Raw genomic sequence first — 409 nt, 5'->3', positions numbered from 1 at the left:
TTGGTCCAGCAAAGGCCGCCCGTGGTCAGCGCCGGGCGAGCAGATCGCGAATTTCGGTGAGCAGCGCGACGTCGGCAGGCGGCGGAGCGGCCGGTGCAGCGGGCTTCTCGCGCTCAAGCCGCTTGCGCATGTTGTTCACCGCCTTGACCATCAGGAAGATGATGAAAGCGAGGATGAGGAAGTTCAGAGCCACGGTGATGAAGCTGCCATAGGCAAAGACCGCGCCCTGCTTCTTGGCATCGGCCAGCGAGGTCGCGTTGACGGCTGAGGACAATCCGAAGAAATAGTTGTTGAAGTCCAATCCGCCGAAAATCGCACCGACGATCGGCATGATGATGTCGTTGACAAGGGAATCGACGATCTTGCCGAAGGCCGCGCCGATGATGACGCCGACCGCAAGGTCCATCAC

General features: G+C 60.6%; 1 protein-coding gene. It reads right to left on the bottom strand.

All coding sequences use genetic code 11. The features are described 5' to 3' along the window. Nucleotides 1-25: 25 nt before the first annotated feature. The coding region (mscL, locus tag EN906_RS37040; protein WP_127375907.1) for a large conductance mechanosensitive channel protein MscL at nt 26-409 on the bottom strand (384 nt) is incomplete at its 5' end.

Source organism: Mesorhizobium sp. M7A.F.Ca.CA.004.06.1.1, from assembly GCF_003999135.1.
Classification (GTDB): Bacteria; Pseudomonadota; Alphaproteobacteria; order Rhizobiales; family Rhizobiaceae; genus Mesorhizobium.
The sequence above is the reverse complement of the archived record's forward strand: the minus strand, read 5'-3'. Positions and strand labels throughout refer to the sequence as shown.